This window comes from Tsukamurella soli (assembly GCF_039541155.1).
In the GTDB taxonomy this organism is placed as follows: domain Bacteria; phylum Actinomycetota; class Actinomycetes; order Mycobacteriales; family Mycobacteriaceae; genus Tsukamurella; species Tsukamurella soli.
The window spans coordinates 1-18,638 of the sequence record NZ_BAABFR010000098.1 but is presented as its reverse complement, the minus strand read 5'-3'; the positions used below and the strand labels follow the sequence as shown (position 1 = coordinate 18,638).

General features: G+C 71.6%; 21 protein-coding genes. 5 read left to right on the top strand and 16 right to left on the bottom strand.

Annotation, left to right across the window (positions count from 1 at the left end):
* Positions 1-1,141: sensor histidine kinase (locus ABD908_RS21930; RefSeq protein ID WP_345000003.1), on the bottom strand; the 1,141-nt coding region annotated here is incomplete at its 3' end.
* Between the two features lie 245 nt (positions 1,142-1,386).
* Between ABD908_RS21930 and ABD908_RS21925 the strand changes: the two genes are divergently transcribed.
* Complete coding sequence (locus ABD908_RS21925; RefSeq protein ID WP_345000001.1) at positions 1,387-1,869, top strand: RrF2 family transcriptional regulator; 483 nt, start codon at positions 1,387-1,389, stop codon at positions 1,867-1,869.
* A gap of 70 nt (positions 1,870-1,939) precedes the next feature.
* Complete coding sequence (locus ABD908_RS21920; RefSeq protein WP_344999999.1) at positions 1,940-2,371, top strand: carboxymuconolactone decarboxylase family protein; 432 nt, start codon at positions 1,940-1,942, stop codon at positions 2,369-2,371.
* A gap of 138 nt (positions 2,372-2,509) precedes the next feature.
* On the opposite strand, the gene gatA is transcribed toward ABD908_RS21920, so the two are convergent.
* Positions 2,510-4,015 (bottom strand): Asp-tRNA(Asn)/Glu-tRNA(Gln) amidotransferase subunit GatA, encoded by a 1,506-nt coding sequence (gatA, locus tag ABD908_RS21915; RefSeq protein ID WP_344999997.1) that lies wholly within the window; start codon positions 4,013-4,015, stop codon positions 2,510-2,512.
* 2 nt (positions 4,016-4,017) lie between these two features.
* On the bottom strand, positions 4,018-4,314 hold the full coding sequence (gatC, locus tag ABD908_RS21910; protein ID WP_344999996.1) for an Asp-tRNA(Asn)/Glu-tRNA(Gln) amidotransferase subunit GatC: 297 nt from the start codon (positions 4,312-4,314) through the stop codon (positions 4,018-4,020).
* Between the two features lie 244 nt (positions 4,315-4,558).
* Here gatC and ABD908_RS21905 point away from each other — a divergent pair, with 244 nt between their 5' ends.
* Positions 4,559-5,209, top strand: coding sequence for an ACT domain-containing protein (locus tag ABD908_RS21905; protein ID WP_344999994.1), 651 nt, complete (start codon positions 4,559-4,561; stop codon positions 5,207-5,209).
* On the opposite strand, the gene ligA is transcribed toward ABD908_RS21905, so the two are convergent.
* Positions 5,206-7,347, bottom strand: coding sequence for an NAD-dependent DNA ligase LigA (gene ligA, locus ABD908_RS21900; protein ID WP_344999992.1), 2,142 nt, complete (start codon positions 7,345-7,347; stop codon positions 5,206-5,208). The two genes, ABD908_RS21905 and ligA, sit on opposite strands and share 4 nt — an antisense overlap.
* A gap of 199 nt (positions 7,348-7,546) precedes the next feature.
* Here ligA and ABD908_RS21895 point away from each other — a divergent pair, with 199 nt between their 5' ends.
* Positions 7,547-7,969 (top strand): MmcQ/YjbR family DNA-binding protein, encoded by a 423-nt coding sequence (locus ABD908_RS21895; protein ID WP_344999990.1) that lies wholly within the window; start codon positions 7,547-7,549, stop codon positions 7,967-7,969.
* Between the two features lie 248 nt (positions 7,970-8,217).
* On the opposite strand, the gene ABD908_RS21890 is transcribed toward ABD908_RS21895, so the two are convergent.
* From ABD908_RS21890 to ABD908_RS21855, 8 genes are all read right to left on the bottom strand, one after another.
* Positions 8,218-9,078 carry a TIGR03619 family F420-dependent LLM class oxidoreductase gene (locus ABD908_RS21890; protein WP_344999988.1) on the bottom strand — a complete coding sequence of 287 codons (861 nt, stop codon included), beginning with the start codon at positions 9,076-9,078 and terminating at the stop codon, positions 8,218-8,220.
* A gap of 28 nt (positions 9,079-9,106) precedes the next feature.
* Positions 9,107-10,465: an NAD-binding protein gene (locus ABD908_RS21885; protein ID WP_344999986.1), complete on the bottom strand. Its 1,359-nt coding sequence runs from the start codon at positions 10,463-10,465 to the stop codon at positions 9,107-9,109.
* A 30-nt stretch (positions 10,466-10,495) separates the two neighbouring features.
* Entirely contained in the window at positions 10,496-11,809 is a 1,314-nt protein-coding gene (locus tag ABD908_RS21880) for an ammonium transporter (RefSeq protein WP_344999984.1), read from the bottom strand.
* 123 nt (positions 11,810-11,932) lie between these two features.
* A complete protein-coding gene (locus ABD908_RS21875; RefSeq protein ID WP_344999982.1) occupies positions 11,933-12,460 on the bottom strand; it encodes a hypothetical protein in 528 nt (175 codons plus the stop codon).
* A gap of 70 nt (positions 12,461-12,530) precedes the next feature.
* The gene (locus ABD908_RS21870) at positions 12,531-12,887 is read right to left on the bottom strand and encodes a hypothetical protein (protein WP_344999980.1); all 357 of its coding nucleotides are present in this window, start codon (positions 12,885-12,887) and stop codon (positions 12,531-12,533) included.
* A gap of 112 nt (positions 12,888-12,999) precedes the next feature.
* Positions 13,000-13,230, bottom strand: a complete 231-nt coding sequence (locus ABD908_RS21865) for a hypothetical protein (protein ID WP_345000007.1) — start codon at positions 13,228-13,230, stop codon at positions 13,000-13,002.
* Between the two features lie 32 nt (positions 13,231-13,262).
* Positions 13,263-13,418, bottom strand: a complete 156-nt coding sequence (locus ABD908_RS21860; RefSeq protein WP_344999978.1) for a DUF6131 family protein — start codon at positions 13,416-13,418, stop codon at positions 13,263-13,265.
* A gap of 85 nt (positions 13,419-13,503) precedes the next feature.
* Positions 13,504-13,677: a CsbD family protein gene (locus ABD908_RS21855; protein WP_345000005.1), complete on the bottom strand. Its 174-nt coding sequence runs from the start codon at positions 13,675-13,677 to the stop codon at positions 13,504-13,506.
* A 227-nt stretch (positions 13,678-13,904) separates the two neighbouring features.
* On the opposite strand from ABD908_RS21855, the gene ABD908_RS21850 reads away from it, so the two are divergent.
* Positions 13,905-14,660: a TetR/AcrR family transcriptional regulator C-terminal domain-containing protein gene (locus ABD908_RS21850; RefSeq protein ID WP_385924125.1), complete on the top strand. Its 756-nt coding sequence runs from the start codon at positions 13,905-13,907 to the stop codon at positions 14,658-14,660.
* A 55-nt stretch (positions 14,661-14,715) separates the two neighbouring features.
* Here ABD908_RS21850 and ABD908_RS21845 read toward each other — a convergent pair whose 3' ends face one another.
* From ABD908_RS21845 to ABD908_RS21830, 4 genes are all read right to left on the bottom strand, one after another.
* A complete protein-coding gene (locus ABD908_RS21845; RefSeq protein WP_344999974.1) occupies positions 14,716-15,732 on the bottom strand; it encodes a uroporphyrinogen decarboxylase/cobalamine-independent methonine synthase family protein in 1,017 nt (338 codons plus the stop codon).
* Positions 15,725-16,819 (bottom strand): tRNA 2-thiouridine(34) synthase MnmA, encoded by a 1,095-nt coding sequence (mnmA, locus tag ABD908_RS21840; protein WP_344999971.1) that lies wholly within the window; start codon positions 16,817-16,819, stop codon positions 15,725-15,727. Before mnmA ends, ABD908_RS21845 begins: the two co-directional genes overlap by 8 nt.
* Positions 16,819-18,027 carry a cysteine desulfurase family protein gene (locus ABD908_RS21835; RefSeq protein ID WP_344999969.1) on the bottom strand — a complete coding sequence of 403 codons (1,209 nt, stop codon included), beginning with the start codon at positions 18,025-18,027 and terminating at the stop codon, positions 16,819-16,821. Before ABD908_RS21835 ends, mnmA begins: the two co-directional genes overlap by 1 nt.
* A gap of 103 nt (positions 18,028-18,130) precedes the next feature.
* Positions 18,131-18,638: NADP-dependent isocitrate dehydrogenase (locus ABD908_RS21830; protein WP_344999967.1), on the bottom strand; the 508-nt coding region annotated here is incomplete at its 5' end.

Here is an 18,638-nt window from a genome sequence, read left to right as displayed (position 1 = left end):
GTGCGGCGGCGAGCGACCCGCCCGCGGCGTGCGCCCGCTCGAGCATGCCCGGGATCCCCTGCCCGAGCCCGGGCCCGCCGAGGTCGGCGGTGGAGGTGGCCGCGCCGTTCTCTATGCGCACGGTCAGCGCGGAACCGTCGGCGGTGAGGGCGACGGTGACGGCCGCCCCCTGCGCGTGCCGCGTCGCATTGGCGATGGACTCCTGCACGATCCGATACGCGGCAAGCGCCGTCGTGTCGGCCACCTCCGCGCCACCGGGCACCGGCAGGTAGTCGACGGCGATGCCCGCGGCACGCGTGCCCGCGATCATGTCGTCGATGGCCTCGAGACCGGGTGCGGGCGCGTGCTCCGCCTCCTGCCCGTCGAGGCGCAACACCCCCAGCAGGGTCCGAACCTCGCCGAGGGCCTCGCGCGCCGTAGCCGCGATCCCGTCGAACTCGGCGAGCACCGGGCCGTCGACGCCGGGCACCCGATAGCGGGCGGTCTGTGCCTGCACCACGACCAGCGACATCCGGTGGGCGACGATGTCGTGCAGGTCGCGGGCGATGCGCGTGCGCTCCTCGAGCACCGCCCGGCGGGCCCGCTCGAGCTCGCTCACCTCGGTCTGCTCGGCGAGCCGGCTGCGCGATGTGACGGCGGCGCGGAGCAGCAGGCACACGACGAGCGCAGCCGACAGGCCCGCGATCCAGCCGCCGCCCGTGCCCCGCTCGGCGCACCAGTAGAACAGCACACAGGTGATGCCCCACGCTCCCAGCGCCTCGGCGAGCGGCCGGCGCAGGTACACGAAGACAGTGGTCACCAGAAGCGCGATGATATGCGGCACCTCCCAGTGCCACAGCCAGCCCGCCACGGGCGCGAAGACGAGCGGCACCACGGCTGCGGTACCGGCGGTGATGCCCCAGGCCAGGCGCGGCTCGCACCAGACCAGCGCCACCGGCAGCACGGCGAGGCCGCTCACGATCGGCTGCAGCGCCGGAGAAACGTGGAGCGCGAGGTGCAGCACCGGCCACGCCACCGACCACATGATGAGCGCGGCAACGAGGAACGGCCAGTTGGCCTTCCGTGTGAGATAAGCGCCGAGGGGCGTCTCGTGCAGCGCGCTGTCGGGTCCCGCCGCCCGCGACGCGAGGTAGTCGCTCACGCCTCGTCCACCCCGGGCCACTCTGATGCGCCTCACAGAGCGGACCCGACGCTGCCGATGGGGACGACCGTAGGTCTCATAGGGATGACCGTAGGCCGAGCCCCCGCACGACGTCGTCATACTTTCGGGTGATATCGAGTCCGCGGCGCTGAGCCGGCATCGGAACGCCCGGGCCGCGCCCGTCGCGGGGTTGCCACCGGCCCGAAAACCGGGATATCTTATGTCCAGGTTACCGAGGAGGCGGCATGCGGATGGGCGAGGGGGTCGAGTGGGCGGCCCACGTCTGCGTGCTGCTGCACTGGCTGGAGGAGGGCGACATCACCCCCGTGCCGGTGGCGCAGCTCGCGGAAGCGTACGACCTGCCGCCCGCCTACCTGAGCAAGCAGCTGCAGGCGCTCGCCCGCATCGGGATCACCGAGTCACTACCCGGCCGCCACGGCGGGATCCGCCTCGCACGGCCCGCCGCCGTCGTGACCCTGATGGACGTGGTCGCCGCTATCGAGGGCCCGGGGGATGCGTTCGCGTGCACCGAGATCCGGCAGCGCGGGCCGAGTGAACCGGGCCAGCCGGCGAGGGACTTCACCGCGCCGTGCGGCATCGCCCACGCGATGCGCTCCGCCGAGCTCGCGTGGCGCCGCGAGCTGGCAGCGACCTCGATCGCCGACCTGGCCGCCGCCACCCCGAAGAGCATCGCCGACGACGTCCGGCGGCGGTTCCGCCGGGCTTGATGCCTGGCACCGAGCGCCTCCGGGCCATAAAACAGGACACTTTATATCCGAATAACGAAGGAGAGACACCATGTCACGTACCACCGCTGCAACCGCCGCGCCCGAGACCTATCGCGCCCTGATCGTGCTCGACACGCACCTGAGGGACTCCCTTGGCGCCGTGCTCTACGACCTCGTCAAGCTGCGCGCGTCGCAGATCAACGGGTGCGCGTTCTGCGTCGACAAGCACGCGACGGATCTCGAGCGCCGCGGTGTTCCCACGCGCACGGTCCACGGGGTCGCAGCCTGGCGCGAGAGCCCGTTCTTCGACGAGACCCAGCGCGTCGCACTGGAATTCGCCGAGCGGCTCACCGGCGGCATCGGCGAGGTCCCGGACTCGGCGTGGGAGGATGCCGGCCGCCTGCTCGGTGCGCAGAAGCGGTCCGACCTGATCGTCGCCGTCGGCACTATCAACACCTGGAACATGATCGGCATCACCACGCACCTGCAGCCTGCGCCGTAGGGGCAGACCTCCCTATGGGCCTAGGGACGGTCGGCCCCCACTCTGCATCCCGCTCCCCACCGCACGCCCGATCCCGGCTTGGGACAGCGACTTCCGGTGGGGATAGCGGTGTCCGGTCGGGAACCGCGGGTAGCGCCGTTACGCGATCGGGCCCCGCGCCGCCTCGTATGCCGCGCCGACCCGGTACAGGCGGTCGTCGGCCTGCGCGGGGGCGAGGATCTGCAACCCGACGGGCAGGCCGTCGTCGGCCGACAGGCCCGACGGCACCGACATGCCACAGTGCCCGGCCAGGTTGGTGGGCAGCGTGAACAGGTCGAACAGGTACATGGCGAGCGGGTCGTCGACCTTCTCGCCCAGCGCGAACGCCGTGGTGGGCGTGGTGGGCGAGACGATCACGTCGACCTTCTCGTAGGCCGCGGCGAAGTCCCGCGCCAGCAGCGTCCGTACCTTCTGCGCGCTGCCGTAATACGCGTCGTAGTAGCCGGAGCTCAGGGCATACGTGCCGATCATGATGCGGCGCTTGACCTCCGCGCCGAAGCCGGCCTCACGGGTGAGCGCCATGACCTCCTCGGCGGAGTGCGTGCCGTCGTCGCCGACCCGCAGGCCGTACCGCATGGCGTCGAACCGCGCGAGGTTGGACGACACCTCCGACGGGAGGATCAGGTAGTACGCGGCCAGCGAGTACGAGATGGTCGGCAGGCTCACCTCGACCACTTCAGCGCCGAGCTCCTTCAGCTGTGCGACGGCCGCCTCGAACGACGCCTGCACGCCGCTCGCGACGCCCTGGCCCTCGACGAACTCCTTGACCAGGCCGACGCGGACGCCGGTCAGGTCGCCCGCCGCGCCCGCGCGGGCCGCAGCGACCACGTCGGGGCCGGGCGCGTCCAGCGACGTCGAGTCGCGGGGGTCGTGACCGGCGATCACCGAGTGCAGCAGCGCGGTGTCCTCGACGGTGCGCGCACACGGACCGCACTGGTCCAGCGATGAGGCGCAGGCGACCAGGCCGTAGCGGCTCACGGCGCCATACGTCGGCCGGACGCCGACGGTGGCGGTCAGCGACGCAGGCTGCCGGATCGAGCCGCCGGTGTCGGTGCCGATCGCGAGCGGTGCAGTGAACGACGCGAGCGCGGCCGCCGAGCCGCCGCCCGAGCCGCCCGGCGTACGCGCGGTGTCCCACGGGTTGCGCGTGGGTCCGTACGCAGAGTTCTCGGTGGAGCTGCCCATCGCGAACTCGTCCATGTTGGTCTTGCCCAGGATCGGGATGCCCGCAGCGCGTAGCCGGGCCGTGACCGTCGCATCGAACGGCGGGGTCCAGCCCTCGAGGATCTTCGACCCGCACGTGGTGGGGGCGTCGACGGTGGCGAACACGTCCTTGAGCGCGAGCGGTACGCCGGCGAGCGGTGACGCGGGCTGGTCACCCGCGGCGAGCCCCGCGTCGACGGCGCGGGCGGCCGCCAGCGCGGCGTCCGTGGAGACGTGCAAGTAGGCGGCGATGTCACCGTCGACCTCGGCGATGCGGTCGAGGTGCGCGCGGGTGACCTCCTCGGAGGAGACCTCGCGGGAGGCGATCTTCGCGGCCAGGTCGGCGGCGGTCAGCCCGGTGAGCTCACCGGGCGAGCGCAGGGCGGTCGTCGAATCGGTCACGGTCACTCCTCCCCCAGGATCCGCGGCACGGCGAACCGATCGCCCTCGACCGCGGGCGCACCGGACAGCGCCTGCGCCGGTGTGAGACCCGGGACGGGCACGTCCGCACGATCGACGTCGACGTTGCCGACCGGCAGCGTGAGCGGCTCGACGTCGACGTCGCCCACCTCGGTCACCACCTTGACGTGCTCGAGGATCGAGTTGAGCTGGCCCGCAAAGGCGTCGAGCTCCTCGTCGGTCACGGCGAGACGCGACAGGCGCGCCAGGTGGGCGACCTCGTCCCGGGAGATGGCAGACATGCGGGTAAGTCTATGGGACGGCGGGTGCGAGGCCACCGCCGGTCGAGGCGGGGCTTCAGCCGCACGGTGACGACGGGTGCGCGAGCGCGATGCCGACTCGGGTCCGAGCTGTGCGGTCGGGCTCACGGTCGGGCGGGCCCACCGGGCGGCGGTCGGTCCGCTCGAGAGCCGTGTGATGTGCGTCAATGGACACCCGGGCTGCTCCAACGGGCCCCGGGGCGGGGCCGGTGCGACAATACGACGCGTGTCCTACCTTCTGCGCGTCCGCCTGATGGATCGCCCCGGCAGCCTGGGTGCACTCGCCGTGGCCCTGGGCTCGGTGGGAGCGGACATCCTCTCCCTGGACGTCGTGGAACGCGGGAACGGCTACGCGGTGGACGATCTCGTCGTGGATCTCGCCGAGCGGTCGCTGCCCGACATGTTGATCACGGCGGCGGAGGCGCTCGACGGTATCCGTGTGGAGTCGATCCGCCCGTACGCCGGGATCCTCGACACGCACCGGGAGCTGGAGCTGATCGATCACGTGGCGACCGCCGGTCACGACCAGCTCCAGATGCTGGCCGACCAGGTGCCGCGGGTGCTGCGCGTCAGCTGGTGCGCGGTGCTCGCCAACAAGCCGGAGTCGGCGTGGCCGCTGTTCGGCTCGTCCGGGCTGCCCGAGACGCCGCCCGCGTCGCTCGACTTCCTTCCTCTGTCCGGCGCGACGACCCTCGACGGTGACGCCGACTGGATCCCCGCGCCGTGGCGCGACATGGACACGACGTTGGCCGGCGCGCCGCTGGGCGCGATCGGCAAGGTCGTGCTGGTCGGCCGGCCGGGCGGACCCGACTTCCGGCCGTCCGAGGTCGCGCGCCTCGGCTACCTCACGGGGATCGTCGCGACCGTGCTCAGCTAAGGCTCCGGCTCCACGTCGGGCTCCGGCTCGGCGTCGTCGGGCTCCGGCTCGGCCTGCGGGCGGACGGCGTCGGGCCCCTCGGCGAGCAGCTTCGCGAAGCCGTCCTCGTCGAGGATCTGCACGCCCAACTGTTCGGCCTTGTCGGCCTTGGAACCGGGGGCGTCGCCGATCACCACGAACGCCGTCTTCTTGGAGACGCTTCCGGCCGCCTTGCCGCCGCGCAGCAGGATCGCCTCCTTGGCCTGGTCGCGGGAGAAGTCCTGCAGGGAACCGGTGACCACGATCGACATGCCCTCGAGCGTGCGCTCGATGGTCTCGTCACGCTCGTCCTCGAGCGATACCCCTGCGGCGCGCCACTTCTCGACGATGTCGCGGTGCCAGTCGACGGTGAACCACTCGATCACGGCGTCGGCGATCGTCCCGCCGACACCGTCGGTTCGCGCCAGTTCCTCCGCCGAGGCGGCGGCGATCGCGTCGAGGCTGCCGAACTCGCGCGCGAGCGCACGCGCGGCGGTGGGCCCCACATGCCGGATCGACAGGGCCACCAACACCCGCCAGAGCTGCTTGTGCTTGGCCGTGTCGAGATTCGCGAGCAGCCGCTGCGCGTTCGCGGACAGGGCACCGTCGTCGTTGCGGAACAGGGGAACCTGCGCCAACTCGTCGGGGCCCAGAGCGAACACGTCGCCCTCGTTGTGCAGCACGTCGGATGCCGTGAGCGCGGCGGCGGCCTCGTAGCCCAGGCCCTCGATGTCGAACGCGGCCCGGCCGGCCAGGTAGAATAGGCGCTCGCGCAGCTGCGCCGGGCACGACTCGGAGTTGGGACACCGGATGTCGGCGTCGCCCTCCTTGGACGGGGCCAGCGTCGTGCCGCACTCGGGGCACTGCGTGGGCATCACGAACGCCCGCTCGCTGCCGTCGCGCAGCTCCACGACGGGGCCGAGGACCTCGGGAATCACGTCGCCCGCCTTGCGGATGGTGACGGTGTCACCGATCAACACGCCCTTGCGCTCGACCTCCGAGGCGTTGTGCAGAGTCGCGAACTCGACCGTGGAGCCGGCGACGGTGACCGGCGCCATGTAGGCGTACGGCGTGACCCGGCCGGTGCGACCGACGTTGACCCGGATGTCGAGCAACCTGGTGGTGACCTCCTCGGGCGGGTACTTGTAGGCGATCGCCCAGCGCGGCGCCCGCGAGGTGGCACCGAGGCGCCGCTGCACCGCGATCCGGTCGACCTTCACCACCACGCCGTCGATCTCGTGCTCCGGGTCGTGCCGGTGCTCGCCCCAGTAGAAGACGCGCTCGACGATCGCGTCGGCGCCGGTGACCTTGGTGGTGTGGGGCGAGACCGGCAGGCCCCACTCGCCCAGCGCCAGGTACGCCTCGTGCAGCGACGACGGCGACCAGTCCCCGTCGATCCGGCCCAGACCGTGGCAGATCATGCCCAGCCTGCGCCGCGCCGTGATCTGCGGGTTCTTCTGCCGCAACGAACCCGCGGCGGAGTTGCGCGGGTTGGCGAACGGCGGCTTCCCCTCGGCCACCAGGCCGGCGTTGAGCTCCTCGAAGTCGGCGAGCCGGAAGAACACCTCGCCGCGCACCTCGAGCAGCCGCGGGACGGGGTACGTCGCCGACGGTGCCAGGCAGTGCGGCACGTCGCGGATGGTCTTGGCGTTGAGCGTGACGTCCTCCCCCGTACGGCCGTCGCCGCGCGTGGCGCCGCGCACCAGGACGCCGTCCTCGTAGACGAGGTTGAGGGCCACGCCGTCGATCTTGAGCTCGGTGAGGAACTCGATGCCGCCGCCGGCGTCGCCGAGGTCCTTCTGTACGCGCGCGACCCAGTCGCGCAGCTCGCCCTCGTCGAAGACGTTGTCCAGCGACATCATCCGCTCGAGGTGGTCGACCGCGGTGAAGTCGGTGGAGAAGCCGCCACCCACCAGCTTGGTCGGCGAGTCGGCCGCCGCCAGCTCGGGGAAGGCCTCCTCCATGCCCTGCAGGCGTCGCAGCAGCGCGTCGAACTCGCCGTCGGTGATCACCGGGGCGTCCTGGACGTAGTACCGGAACTGGTGCCCGCGGACCTCGTCCGCGAGCTCGCCCCACGCCCGGCGCTGGTCGTCGGTCGCCTGCTCCTGCTGCTCCGCCATGCGCACGAGATTAGCCGAGCGGTCCGACAGGTGGTCCCGGCGCAGGCGGCCCGATTTCGAGCGCGGATGGTGCCCGTGATACCCTTGTTACCAAGTTCACGCGAGGCTGTAATTCGCTTGTTGAACCAGAGGCCGGGGTGGTTACAGACACCACCGGCCTTGTCCAGTTTCTGGGGTCGACCGGAGACGAGGAGGCACCGTGCCGCATCCCATCATGTACCGCGACGACGACCCGTTCCTCGTCCGCCTGCGCACGGTCGCGCTTGCGTTCCCCGATGCCGAGGAGAAGGCGGCACACGGCCGGCCGACGTTCCGCTGCGGCAAGGTCTTCGGTATGTACGGCGGCGGCACCAAGCGCGCCGGTGACGTGCCCGCGCGGCGCGTCGAGCAGTCCGTGCTGTTCAAGCCCGACGATTCGGATACGGCTGCGCTGCAGCAGGACCCGCGATTCTTCGTGCCCGCCTACGTGGGTTCCTACGGGTGGCTGGGCCTGGATCTGACCGTCGCCGAGGTGGATTGGAGAGAGGTCGCCGAGCTGCTCGACGAGAGCTTCCGGCAGTTCGCCCCCAAGCGCGCCCTCGCCCGGCTCGACGGTGGCGAACGACCGGCCGAACTACGCTGACGCTCATCGGGTATCGACGCGCAGACGGTCGGTCAGACGGCCGACCGGGGAGACGCTCCTCGGTCAGCGTCCGAACCGTCGGTAGGTACCAACACTTCCGGTAGGTGTCTGCACCGTCGGTCAGCGGCAGCGTCTCCGTGGCCGACGAGGCCTACCGCGGCCCGCCGCGCGCCGCGCCGCCCCCGGCCCGCGATCGATCCACCCGCCGACGAAGCCGACGGGGTCGAGATGCCGAAATCCTGTCGCTCTCAGTCGCCCCCACCAGCGACCCACGGACCCACCGCGGCCGCGAGCTTCGCCAGGTATTCGGCTGCGGCGTCGTGGGATCCGTCGACGGCCGGGTACAGCACCAGGTCGACGCCGCCGTGGTCCCAGCGGGCGAGACGGGCACCGTCGGGCACGGCGTCGAGGGCGACGACGCGGGGCCGACCCACGCGCCCGGCCTCGGCCCAGATCTCGCGGAGGCGCGCCGCGGCAGCGGCGATCCCCCGGTCCCGCGGCGTGGTGATCCAGCCGTCGGCATGCGCGGCGATCCACCGGAAGTTCTTGTCCGTGCCACCGGCGCCCACGAGGACGGGGACCGCACCCGTCGGCTTCGGCCAGGCCCAGCTCGGCCCGAACCGCACGAACTCGCCATCGAACGACGCCTCGTCCTGCGTCCACAGCGCCCGCATCGCACCGAGGTACTCGCGCAGCATCGTGCGACGTCGCGCAGCCGGCACCCCATGGTCGCCGAGTTCGTCCGTGTTCCAGCCGAACCCGACACCCAGCGTGAGCCGCCCGCCGGACAGGTGGTCGACGGTGGCGATCGCCTTGGCCAGGGTGATCGGGTCCGATTGCACCGGCAGGGCGACGGCCGTACCCAGCTCGATGTGCCGAGTGACGGCGGCCGCCGCGCCCAGCGCCGCCCATGGATCCAGGGTCCGCATGTATCGATCATCGGGCAGCTCTGCGCCGCCGGTACCGGGGTGCGCGGCCTCGCGGCGCACCGGGATGTGGCCGTGCTCCGGCAGGAAATACGCTGCCAGACCCGACCGTTCGACCAACGGGGCGAGCGCAGCCGGATCGATCCCCCGGTCGCTGGTGAAATGCACGATTCCTATCCGCACAGCACCGATGCTAGAACATGTTCTCGTTTCAGTCAGCCGGTCGACCAGAACCGGAGTCAGCCCCGATTGCGGGCCCGTCGGACCGGAAGACCTCGTCCACGTGCCGGAACCGGCCGTCGGGCGTGCGGATGAACGTGTCGGGACCGGTGTTGACCACGCCCACCGGTCGTCCGCCGAGCAGGACCACGACCACGTAGGCGGTGGTGATCGCGGCCAGGTCGCGCAGGGCACCCATGCGCAGCAGCGACGCGGTGTCCGCGATGCCCTCGTGCTCGCCGGCCCGCAGGACCAGCCGCGCGTTCCGGGCCACGGCGCGCACCGCGAGCGCGACGGCGATGTTGTCGAGATCGTCGGAGCCCACCGCCGCGATGGCTCGCGCGTGCTCCGCTCCCAACCGCGTCAACAGCGTGCGGTCGCCGCCGTGGCCCATGACGGCGGGGATCCGCAGGGCCCGGATCAACCTGAGGTTCGCCGCGTCGGGATCCCGTTCGACGCCGACCACCGGCACCCCGAGGTCGATCAGCTCCCGGCACAGCCGGAGCCCCACCTGCCCCAGCCCGACCACGATGACATGCCCGCGGCGCGGCAGCACCCGAGGCCCGATGATGCCGGAGAGGCGGGGCCCCAGGACGCGTTCGACGACCCCGGCCGTGAACAGCGCGGTGAGCACGATGGTGAGCAGCATCGCCACGGACGAGAAGACCGCATACGCGCGGCCCGGCGGCGCCTCGTCGCCGAGGCCGACGGTGGCGATCACGCCCACCGCCTCGCGCAGCGCCCGAATGGGTTCGTGATGGAACGCGAACGTGAGCGTCGCCCAGTCGACGGCCAGGATCGCGAGCAGCCCCCACAGCCCGAGCAGCAGCATGCGGGTGCCGGTGTCGGGGGTGCGGACCAGGCCCGCGATGCTGTTGAGCAGCATCTGCCGTCGGGGGGGACGGTGGCGCGCGCCCCGCCGGTGCGCGAGCCCTCCCCCGGACGCGATCACCTCGTCGACGCTTCCGTCCGGCTGGAGGTGGGCGGCCACGACCTCGTCTGCGAGGCACGGGCCGGCGAGCGCCGCAGCCGCCAGGTCGGCCGGCGAGGTGATATGGCAGTGCGGCAGCAGCTCGGTCAGCTGCTCGGAGATCGTGCGGTCGAAGATCATGACGACCAGCGGGACGTCGGCGGTCACGTGCGCGGCGGCGAGTGCGTAGCGCAGCGAGGTGACGTCGTCGTGGGTCAGGACGGCGACCCCGGCCGGCCGGTGGGCCAGCGCGGCGCGCAGTTCGTCGTCGCCGGGCGCGGGCAGGTGCACCGTCGGACGCGACCGCGCCGCGAGCGCGGCCAGCGTCCGGCGGGCGACACTCCCGTCGCCGACGATCAGGTAACCGCTCTCTCCGGCCACACCGCCTCCCGACGTTTATGGCGTTCTAGGCTACCTTCCCGTGCCGGAGGGGAGGCGGCCGCCGCGATCCGTGTGGAAGTCGTACGCCGACTCGGCGTGCTCGGCGTCGTCGATGCCGTCGAGCTCGTCCTGCGCGTCGCTGCGGACGCCGATGGTGAGCTTGAGCGCGAGGCCGATCAGCGCGGTGACGGCCATCGAGTAGGCCAACACGGCGAGGACGGCGACGGCCTGCCGCCACAATTGGTCGACGCCGCCGCCGTAGAACAGGCCGCGCACGCCCGCAGGCGCGGACGCGCTGGCCAGCAGGCCGATCATCAGCGTCCCCACGATGCCACTCACGAAGTGCACGCCCACCACGTCCAGTGAGTCGTCGTAGCCGAAGCGGTACTTGAGCTCGATCGCGTACGAGCTGACCACGCCGGCGACGGCACCGATGATCATGGCGCCGATCGGCGTGACAGCCGAGCACGACGGGGTGATCGCGACCAACCCGGCGACGACGCCGGATGCGGCACCGAACGAGGTCGGGTGCCCGTGCCGCAGCCGCTCCATCGTCAGCCACGCCACCATCGACACCGCGCCGGCGCCGAGCGTGTTGACGGAGATGAGCGCGGCGGCGCCGTCGGCCTTGAGCGTGGAGCCCGCGTTGAACCCGAACCACCCGAACCACAGCAGGCCCGCGCCGAGCATGACGAACGGCAGGTTGTGCGGCCGCATCGGGTCGCGCGGCCAGCCGCGCCGCTTCCCCAGGATCAGGGCCATCACCAGAGCCGCCGCGCCCGAGTTGATCTCGACCGCGGTGCCGCCGGCGAAGTCGATCGCGCGCAGGTGGGACACGATCCAGCCGCCGCGGGTGGCGGTGAGGCCAGGCGCGCTGAACACCCAGTGGGCGATCGGGAAGTAGACCAGCACGCACCACAGACCGGCGAACAGCAGCCAGGTGGAGAACCGCATGCGGTCGGCGACCGCGCCGGCGATGAGCGCGACGGTGACCATGGCAAAGCCGGCCTGGAAGAACACGAAGACCATCGCGGGAACGGTGCCCACGAGAGGCACCCGCGGTCCCTGCGCGGTGAACAGGTGTCGCAGCCCGGCGTAGTGGAAGGGGTTGCCGAACAGCCCGGCTATGTCGGGGCCGAAGCTGAGCGAGTACCCGAAGGCCACCCACAGGATCCACACGATGGGGATGGCCGTGAGGCACATCATCATCATGTTGAGCACGCTCTTCGAGCGCACCATGCCGCCGTAGAACAGCGCTAGAGCCGGGGTCATCAGCAACACCAGCGCGGCCGCGACCAGCAGCCAGGCCGTGTCCGCGCCGTCGGGCACTCCTACATGGGTCACGGACCGTCCTCTCGCCGCGGCAACACCGCCGTAACAAACGACGGAAGCCTAGCGTCCGGGCCGTTCCCGCCGGCGCGGTCGTCCCCGTCGGGTCCGAAACACCCGCCTCGGCTCGTCGGCGCGCTAAAGGCCGGGTCCCTCGGCGCGGAGGTCGTCGACGGTCGTCATCGCCTCGCGCAGCTTGGTGAGCCACTCGTCGGTGTGCTCACCGACCAGGCGCACGCACCAGGCGAGCGCATCCGCCCGCGACCGCGCCACGCCTGCGTCGACGAGGGTGTCGAGCACCCGCCGCTCCGGCTGCCGCAGCCGGGTCATCACCGGGACCGCCTGGTGGGTGAACAGGATCCGATCGTCGCCGACGGCGACGCCCCACGACACCGTCCGCTCGTACCGGGCCTGCGCCTCGTCGGCGATCCGCATCCGCTGCGGCCGGGTCTCCTCCCGGAACCGCGCGGCGTGGCCCTCACCCTGGGCGGCCGACTCGCCCGTGCCGGGAAGCGTGCCCACCACCACGATCTCGTCGCGGTCGACGGTGACCTCGGCCGGCCCGTCGAACCACTCCGCGGGGAGCCGGCCGGCGAACCATTGGGGTGCGTCGCTCGCATCCGGTACCGGTCCGCGCTGCCAACCCGCTGCTCGGGAACCTCTCATGTCTGCCTCCTGCTCGAGAGCGATTACATGATTACATAATTACTCACCGGTGAGCGGGTTGTCGAGGAGTTCACGAATCGACGTCGGGGTCGATCGAATCGGCGCGTCCGAACTCGGTGTTCACCGCCTTGCGGGAGGCGACGGCCTGGCCGCGCTGGGCCGCGGCGCGCTCCGCGAGGCCCGCCGCCTCCGCGGCTTTGACATCGGCCTGCGCCTTGACGGCACGGGCCCGGGCGGCCGTCTCGTCGGCGAGCGCCTCACGCTGCCCCGCGACATGCGCATGCTCGCCGGCCGTGTGCCGGATCTCGGCCGCCTCGATCCTGTGCTGCCCTGCGCGCCTGCGCTGCACGATCACCGCGAGCACGACCAGAAGCAGTATCACGACCACCGCGACGATGACGATATAGACGATTGACATGGTAGCCATCTCGACTCCCTCACTTATTGCTGAATAACCAGACAGCAGTGGACACGATCGAATCGCGCCCACCGCGCATCGATGGATCTCCCGTATCTATTCCTGCCACCGAGAGGTGGCATCACCGGCTGGACTGCGGGATATTGCAGCCGGCTACCGTGGGATTCGCGCCTACATAATTGAGCACGCCGGCGACGACGGTCACCGCGACCGTCGCACTGCTGGCGCAGTTCTGTGCGGTGTGCGAGAAGTATCCGCGCTGCCCGGCTGCGACGGCACCGACGATCAGCCAGACCAGCACCAGCAGCGTGACCCATCGAAGGACCCTGCCGGCGCCGCCCCCGTAGCGCATGTCACGCCTGCCGAACTGTAGCTCTCCCATGGTCAGTAGTAGTGCCGCCGGCCGCCGACAGCGTGGCCGAACGAGCCCAGCGCCAGGAGTACCAGACCGATCACCAGCACCACGATCCCGATGACCCAGATGATGGACAGCTTGAATACGAATCCGACGATGAGGAGTATGACTCCCAGGATGATCATGATCGCCCCGTTCCGATGCGATTCACATCGGTGAGAATGTCGGTGGATGATTGTTGCCGACGGCGGGAGCACGGCCGTGATGATTTCAGTGTTTGAATGCCGATCTCATCCTGTCTCCTGCCGACTTGGTGTTTCCGACTGCCTGGTCGGTTCGACCCTCGACCCGAAGACGAGTGTTTCCCGTCGCCCTGCCGACGACCTTCTTCACGGAGCCCTTGGCGGCCTCGAGCCGATGTGCGAATCTGGTGCCGATCGCCATCTCGACGATCTCCATTCCTTGGTGTATACAGCGCTCGCCACCCGGTTGCGGGCGAGCTACGGGCGTGGACGTCGCTGCGGCACGCGCCCCGTGCCGTCTATCGTCGTGCGAGAATCCGTAGAACGATGAGCTGCACCTTTTATTCAACGCCGGTCAACACCAAGTGTCAACAGTGTTGGCCTACAACGTGGGGATAGGCTGATGCAGAGAAGAGAGGGCCACCTGCGATGACGATGGCATCGAACGACGGCACGGGGTCGACCCCGGCGGTGCGGGACTCGGAGCTCGGCGGGCGCGTCCGAGACATCCAGCTCAATCGGTCCACCATCCTGCGCGCCGCGCTGGAGATCGTGGACCGAGACGGTGTCGACGCATTGTCGATGCGACGGCTCGGTGAAGCCGTGCACCGCGATCCGACCATGCTGTACCGGCACATCCCGAACAAGGCTGAACTGCTCGACGGGATCGCCGAGACCGTGCTCGAACGCCTCCAGGTCGACACCACCGCGAAGGACTGGGCCGCCCAGCTGCGCGTGGTGGCGGGCGACTTCCGCGCGCTGGCGCTGGCACACCCCAATGTCGTGCCGCTGCTGGCCACGCGACCGCTCGCGACCCCGCTCGGCATGCGCCCGCTGGGAACGCTCCGGCCGCTGGAGTCCGTTCTCACGCTGCTCGTATCCGCGGGGTTCACGGACATCGAGGCCCTGCACATCTACCGCGCCTTCTTCGGGTTCCTCTTCGGCCACGTCCTCAACGAACTGCAGGAGGTCGTCGAGCGCCCCGAGGAGACGGACGCCGTGCTGCGGCTGGGGCTGCACCGCCTGCCGATCGCCGAATTCCCCCTGCTGCGCGGCCTGGCGTCCGCGCTCGCGTCGTACGACGGTGCCGCCGAGCTCGACCGCGGCCTCGACATCCTGCTGGCCGGCCTGAACAGCGTGCTGGGGCGCCCGGCTCTCCCCGTCGCCTGGTCGCACGAAGCCTGATCGCTCCGGTCGCCGATCAGAGGGCGTCGCGACCCCGGCGGACCGCCGGACGCCGCTAGAGCGCGTCGGGCTCCGCGGCGATCGTGTCCGCGGCGCGGGTCGCGAGCGCGAGCGCGGGACGGACGTACGCCTCGGGCGCGCCGGCCAGGCCGCATGCGGGCGAGACGAAGGTCCGTGCAAGCGCGGCCCGGGGCAGCCCGACGGCGTCGAACAGCCGGACCGCGGGCTCGATCACCTTCTCCAACACCGGCTTCGACACGCCGGGCACGGGTGGAACGATCCCCAGGCCCAGCACGCGACCGGATTCGACGAGCTCGCCGACACCGTCGTAGTCACGCTCGGTGAGCCGGGAGGGGTCGACCCCGACACCGTCGGCGTGCGCGCCGCGGACCAGCGCCCAGTCGATCGGACCGCACAGGTGCAACAGCGTCGGATGGTCCCCGAGCCCGTCGAGGACGGTGTTGAGCAGGTCCGTCGCATCCGGCAGCGGGAGCGGCGGGATCGGGTCGAGCCGGGTGAGCGCGGGAATGCGACCCGTGAGCACGATGTTCGCCATCGGCTCGTCCAGCTGCACGACGACGGTGGCCCCGCACCACCTCGCCAGGTCCGCGGCGTACGTGCGCAGCCCCTCCGCGAGGGACTCGGCGATATCGCGCCGCGCGCCGCGGTCGCGCGCCGCGCGGTGGCCGTTGACCAGCTCCAGCGACGCGGCCAGGGTGAGCGGACCGGCCGACGCGATCTTGATCGCGCGCCCGCGCCCGCGTAGCCCGGCCAGCTCGTAGACCTCCTCGAAGGCGTCGACATCACGGCGAAGCAGGTCCGAGATCGTGCGCTCCACAGCACCTTTCGCGCCGCCGATGCGATATCCGGTGGTGGACACGTCGACCCGGACATCCGCCAGGAGCCCCGCGGCGTGCCCGATCATGTCGGCGCCGAGGCCGCGCGCGGGTAGCTCGGGGACGTACGGCAGTGCGACCTCGCCCACCACGATCTCGGCCGCCGCGCGGGGGTCGGTGCCGGGGTGTGAGCCGACGCCGGTCGCCACTCCCGACAGCCGGGACGCGTCAGGCATGCACGGCCGATTCGGTGGCGCAGATGGTGCCGGAGCCCAGTACCAGGTCGCCGCGTTCGGCGTCCGGCAGGTACAGGACCGCGGCCTGGCCCCGCGCGACGCCCCGCAGGGGCTCCGCGAGGTCCATGACGATGCGGTCGCCGTCGGCGCGCGCCGTCACGGGGGCCAGCCCGCCGTGTGCCCGCACCTGGACCATCGCCGCGACGGGCGCGGCGGGTGCACTCCCGGAGGTCCAGACGGCACCGTCGGCCACGATACGGGCGACGTCGAGCCGCTCCGCGCGCCCCACCTCGACGGTGCCGGTCTCGGCGTCGATCGACGTCACGTACCGCGGGGCGCCGTCGCGCAGGGGCCCGGGCAGGCCGAGGCCCTTCCGCTGGCCGATGGTGAAGCCGTGCACGCCCGAGTGCTCGCCGAGCCGCTCGCCGGTCTCGGCGTCGACGACGGTGCCGGGCCGCACGCCGATCCGCGCGCCCAGGAATGCCTGCGTGTCGCCGGACGGGATGAAGCAGATGTCGTGGCTGTCGGGCTTGTCGGCGACCGCGAGACCACGCTCGGCCGCCTCCGCCCGGATCCCCGGCTTGGGGGTGTCGCCGACGGGGAACATGGCGCGAGACAGCTGATCGGCGGTGAGCACCGCCAACACGTACGACTGATCCTTGTCCGCGTCGACGGCGCGGCGCAACTCGCCGTCGGCCAGCCGCGCGTAGTGGCCGGTGGCGACGGCGTCGAAGCCCAATGCGTACGCACGGTCGGCGAGGGCGGAGAACTTGATCTTCTCGTTGCAGCGCAGGCACGGGTTGGGCGTCTCGCCGGCCGCATACGAGTCGACGAAGTCGTCGATCACGTCTTCGCGGAAGCGGGCCGCGAAGTCCCACACGTAGAACGGGATGCCCAGCACGTCGGCGACCCGGCGGGCGTCGCCGGCGTCCTCCTTCGAGCAGCAGCCCCGGGAGCCGGTGCGCAGGGTGCCGGGCGCCTCGGACAGCGCGAGGTGGACGCCGACGACGTCGTGCCCGGCCTCCACCGCGCGCGCCGCCGCGACGGCCGAGTCCACTCCCCCGCTCATCGCGGCCAGGACGCGCATCACTGCACCTGACCGAGACTCGCGAAGCCGGCGGCGCGGGCGCGGGCGACGACCTGCTCCAGCTCGGCGAGGACGGCGTCGACGTCGGCGTCGGTCGAGGCGGGTCCGAACGAGAAGCGCAACGACCCGCGGGCCGACTCCGGCGCCGCACCCATCGCCTCGATGACGTGGCTCGCCTGCGCTACGCCGGCGCTACAGGCGGAGCCGGTGGCGCACTCGATCCCCTTGGCGTCCAGCAGCATCAGCAGCGAGTCGCCCTCGCATCCGGCGAACGACACGTGCGCGATGTTCGGCAGGGCCGGCGCGCCGACGGCCGCCGCGCCGTTGATCACGGCACCGTCGAGGACCCGGACCCCGGCGATGAGGCGGTCGCGCAGTGCGGCCTGCCGTGCTGCGTCCACGGCGAGCCGCTCGGTGGCGACGCACAGCGCCGCCGCCATCCCCTGCGCCCCGGCTACGTTCGGGGTGCCGGACCGCAGGTCACGCTCGTGACCCCCGCCGTGGGCGAGCGGGACGCACGGGACGGTGCGACCGAGCAGCAGCGCGCCCACCCCCTGCGGACCACCGAACTTGTGCGCCGCCACGGTCAGCGCGGCGAGCCCGCTGGCGTCGAAGTCGACAGGGACGTGACCCACCGCCTGCACGGCGTCGGAGTGCATCGGCACGCCGACGGCCGCGCACTCGGCGGCCAGCTCCACGATCGGCGAAACGGTGCCGACCTCGTTGTTGGCCCACATGATGCTGACCAGGGCGACGGTGCCGGCGGCCGCGTCCAGCGCGGCCCGCAGGTCGGCGGGGGCGACGCGCCCGACACCGTCGACGGGGAGCCGGACGATGCGCGCGCCCTCGTGAGCCTCGAGCCAGTCGACGGTGTCGAGCACGGCATGGTGCTCGATCGCCGAGGTGATGACGGTGGTGAGGGCCGGGTCCGCGGCCCGCCGCGCCCAGAAGATCCCCTTCACCGCCAGATTGTCGGCCTCCGTGCCTCCGCCGGTGAGGATCACCTCGGACGGCCGGGCGCCGAGGTCGCGGGCGATGGACTCGCGCGCCTCCTCCAGCAGACGGCGCGCGCGGCGGCCGGAACCGTGCACCGACGAGGCGTTGCCCGGGCGCGCCGCGGCCGCCGCCATCGCCGCGATCGCCTCGGGCACCAGGGGGGTGTCCGCGGCGTGATCGAGGTAGACGACGGCGCGCTCGGAAGGGTTCATGCTCACGTAGGAGGATAACGCCCGGCCCGGGCGGCAGCTTCCCCAGCAGCTACTGGGGAAGCGCCGGCCCGGGCCGGGCGCGGGAGCCTCGGCGTTCGCGGAGTCAGGCGCCCACCGACTCCACCACCGCGTTGAACGTGGCGGACGGCCGCATCACGGCCTCCCGCTCGACCGGATCGGCCCAGTAGTAGCCACCGATATCCACCGGCTCGCCCTGCACCTTCCGCAGTTCCTCGACGATGGTGTCCGCATTCGCGGACAACTGATCGGCGACCGGCGCGAACCGCGCCGCCAACTCCGGATCCGCAGTCTGCTTCGCCAGCTCCTGTGCCCAGTACAGGGCGAGGTAGAACTGGCTGCCCCGGTTGTCCAGCTCACCGGCCTCGCGCGACGGCGCCTTGTTCTCGTCCAGCAGGCGACCGGTCGCCGCGTCCAGCGCCGTGGCCAGCGCCGTGGCGTGCTGGTTGCCGTACTTGCGGCCCAGGTCCTCGAGGCTCACCGCCAGCGCCAGGAACTCACCCAACGAGTCCCACCGCAGGTGGTTCTCCTCCAACAGCTGCTTGACATGCTTCGGCGCCGAACCGCCCGCACCCGTCTCATACATACCGCCA

Excerpts from the sequence above, each read along its gene's own strand:
- ABD908_RS21860 (WP_344999978.1), bottom strand. The coding sequence starts at position 13,418 with ATGATCATCCTGGGAGTCATACTCCTCATCGTCGGATTCGTATTCAAG.
- ABD908_RS21855 (WP_345000005.1), bottom strand. The coding sequence starts at position 13,677 with ATGGCGATCGGCACCAGATTCGCACATCGGCTCGAGGCCGCCAAGGGC.
- mnmA (WP_344999971.1), bottom strand. The coding sequence starts at position 16,819 with ATGCGCGTCCTGGCCGCGATGAGCGGGGGAGTGGACTCGGCCGTCGCG.
- ABD908_RS21850 (WP_385924125.1), top strand. The coding sequence starts at position 13,905 with ATGACGATGGCATCGAACGACGGCACGGGGTCGACCCCGGCGGTGCGG.
- ABD908_RS21875 (WP_344999982.1), bottom strand. The coding sequence starts at position 12,460 with ATGAGAGGTTCCCGAGCAGCGGGTTGGCAGCGCGGACCGGTACCGGAT.
- ABD908_RS21865 (WP_345000007.1), bottom strand. The coding sequence starts at position 13,230 with ATGCGCTACGGGGGCGGCGCCGGCAGGGTCCTTCGATGGGTCACGCTG.
- ABD908_RS21835 (WP_344999969.1), bottom strand. The coding sequence starts at position 18,027 with ATGAACCCTTCCGAGCGCGCCGTCGTCTACCTCGATCACGCCGCGGAC.
- gatC (WP_344999996.1), bottom strand. The coding sequence starts at position 4,314 with ATGTCTGCCATCTCCCGGGACGAGGTCGCCCACCTGGCGCGCCTGTCG.
- ABD908_RS21845 (WP_344999974.1), bottom strand. The coding sequence starts at position 15,732 with ATGCCTGACGCGTCCCGGCTGTCGGGAGTGGCGACCGGCGTCGGCTCA.
- ligA (WP_344999992.1), bottom strand. The coding sequence starts at position 7,347 with ATGGCGGAGCAGCAGGAGCAGGCGACCGACGACCAGCGCCGGGCGTGG.
- ABD908_RS21925 (WP_345000001.1), top strand. The coding sequence starts at position 1,387 with ATGCGGATGGGCGAGGGGGTCGAGTGGGCGGCCCACGTCTGCGTGCTG.
- ABD908_RS21920 (WP_344999999.1), top strand. The coding sequence starts at position 1,940 with ATGTCACGTACCACCGCTGCAACCGCCGCGCCCGAGACCTATCGCGCC.
- ABD908_RS21870 (WP_344999980.1), bottom strand. The coding sequence starts at position 12,887 with ATGGCTACCATGTCAATCGTCTATATCGTCATCGTCGCGGTGGTCGTG.